Origin of the sequence: Flavobacterium longum, from assembly GCF_965137575.1 — a bacterium.
GTDB lineage: Bacteria > Bacteroidota > Bacteroidia > Flavobacteriales > Flavobacteriaceae > Flavobacterium > Flavobacterium longum.
In genome coordinates this window covers 1,505-4,004 of sequence record NZ_CBCRZJ010000010.1, presented here as the reverse complement: position 1 = coordinate 4,004, position 2,500 = coordinate 1,505, and the positions used below count along the sequence as shown (strand labels likewise).

Annotated in this window: 2 tRNA genes and 2 rRNA genes (2 of these 4 cut by a window edge); all 4 read right to left on the bottom strand. The window is 51.2% G+C overall.

Annotated features, from left to right (window positions below):
• Positions 1–1,689: ribosomal RNA gene (locus ACM9J1_RS14300) — 23S ribosomal RNA — on the bottom strand; it reaches 1,187 nt to the left of the window's first position.
• A 235-nt stretch (positions 1,690–1,924) separates the two neighbouring features.
• Positions 1,925–1,998, bottom strand: a tRNA-Ala gene (locus ACM9J1_RS14295).
• 68 nt (positions 1,999–2,066) lie between these two features.
• A tRNA-Ile gene (locus ACM9J1_RS14290) sits at positions 2,067–2,140 on the bottom strand.
• Between the two features lie 99 nt (positions 2,141–2,239).
• A 16S ribosomal RNA gene (locus tag ACM9J1_RS14285) occupies positions 2,240–2,500 on the bottom strand; it runs 1,355 nt beyond the window's last position.
• Together the 16S and 23S rRNA genes with 2 tRNA genes alongside form the textbook arrangement of a ribosomal RNA operon.

The window sequence follows — 2,500 nt, the reverse complement described above, 5'->3', positions numbered from 1 at the left end:
GCCATGAATCTCTCGAGCACCTTAGGATCCTCTCCTCGACCACCTGTGTCGGTTTACGGTACGGGTACTGATAATCTAAGTTTAGAAGGTTTTCTTGGCAGCCCTTAGGTACACTATCACTTCGGCCGAAGCCTCCGTGTACTATCGCATTTCCCCACCCAAGACGCATTTGACTATCAAGGGTATAGGTAGGTGCTTTAACGGACTATTCCGTCAGTCCGCGGTACTTTCATCACTGCGTCACTCCATCACAACTATCAGTAGTACGGGAATATTAACCCGTTGGCCATCGACTGTCCCTTTCGGGGTCGCCTTAGGTCCCGACTAACCCCCGGCTGATTAGCATAGCCGGGGAAACCTTAGTCTTTCGGTGTGCGGGTTTCTCGCCCGCATTATCGTTACTTATGCCTACATTTTCTTTTCCCTGCGCTCCACCNCAGCTCACGCTGCGACTTCACCGCCCAGGGAATGCTCCCCTACCACAGAATATTCTGTCCACGGCTTCGGTAGTATGCTTATGCCCGATTATTATCCATGCCCGATCGCTCGACTAGTGAGCTGTTACGCACTCTTTAAATGAATGGCTGCTTCCAAGCCAACATCCTAGCTGTCTGTGCAATCGGACCTCGTTCCTTCAACTTAGCATACATTTGGGGACCTTAGCCGGTGGTCTGGGTTCTTTCCCTCTCGGACATGGACCTTAGCACCCATGCCCTCACTGCCATGAAACATTTACCAGCATTCGGAGTTTGTCAGGAATTGGTAGGCGGTGAAGCCCCCGCATCCAATCAGTAGCTCTACCTCTGGTAAACTTAGCACGGCGCTGCACCTAAATGCATTTCGGGGAGTACGAGCTATTTCCGAGTTTGATTGGCCTTTCACCCCTACCCACAGGTCATCCGAAGTCTTTTCAACGACAACCGGTTCGGACCTCCACTATGTGTTACCACAGCTTCATCCTGCCCATGGGTAGATCACACGGTTTCGCGTCTAACACTACCGACTAAAGCGCCCTGTTCAGACTCGCTTTCGCTACGGGTCCACACCTTAAGTGCTTACCCTTGCCGGCAACGTTAACTCGTAGGCTCATTATGCAAAAGGCACGCCGTCACCCCAAAAAGGGGCTCCGACCGCTTGTAGGCGTATGGTTTCAGGATCTATTTCACTCCGCTACTTGCGGTTCTTTTCACCTTTCCCTCACGGTACTGGTTCACTATCGGTCTCTCAGGAGTATTTAGCCTTACCGGATGGTCCCGGTGGATTCAGACAGGGTTTCACGTGCCCCGCCCTACTCAGGATACCACTATCCATTACACCAGCTTACCCATACGGGGCTGTCACCCTCTATGGCGGAACTTTCCAGTTCCTTCCGGTTCACTTTGCATGGAATGTCGTGGTCCTACAACCCCAAACATGCCGTAACATGTTTGGTTTGGGCTAATCCGCGTTCGCTCGCCACTACTTACGGAATCACTTTTGTTTTCTCTTCCTCCGCCTACTTAGATGTTTCAGTTCAGCGGGTTCGCCCTCCTATCGGAGTGATGCATCTTCAATGCATCGGGTTGCCCCATTCGGGTATCGCCGGATCAACTCGTGTGTGCCGATCCCCGGCGCTTTTCGCAGCTTATCACGCCCTTCATCGCCTCTGAGAGCCTAGGCATCCCCCATACGCCCTTATTTTGCTTATTGTACTTTTAGAATATCATCCGCTGTGCGCNGANGATACCTGTGCTTTCTACTTTGTTTGTTTCTTATCCCAATATGTCAATGAACTTTGCAAACCGGAATTTATCGGAGTGCCCTGCGGGCCGTCCTCAAAATCCCGTTTTGAAAAACCTTTAAGGATTCCTCCCTCGTTGAAAAAATTCAAGTGAACTTGATTTTTTCCCCTCGGTCCGGAATCACCCNTTAAAGGTTTTATCCGTGGAGAATATCGGAGTCGAACCGATGACCTCCTGCGTGCAAGGCAGGCGCTCTAGCCAGCTGAGCTAATCCCCCATGATCCTTCGACAGGATCCCAGTGGAATCCCAACCTCCAGAATTTCCTTCGCAAAAACCAAAAANAGTAGTCCCGGGCAGACTCGAACTGCCGACCCCTACATTATCAGTGTAGTACTCTAACCAGCTGAGCTACGAGACTCTGTTTTGGATTGCTTATAATTTAGACCGACAGCAAAGAGCAAGGAAAGGCATCAGAACGATACCCNTTGTNNNATCGNANACCTCGCCTTTTCTCTAGAAAGGAGGTGTTCCAGCCGCACCTTCCGGTACGGCTACCTTGTTACGACTTAGCCCTAGTTACCGGTTTTACCCTAGGCAGCTCCTTGCGGTCACCGACTTCAGGCACCCCCAGCTTCCATGGCTTGACGGGCGGTGTGTACAAGGCCCGGGAACGTATTCACCGGATCATGGCTGATATCCGATTACTAGCGATTCCAGCTTCACGGAGTCGAGTTGCAGACTCCGATCCGAACTGAGAACGGTTTTGTANTNNGATTCG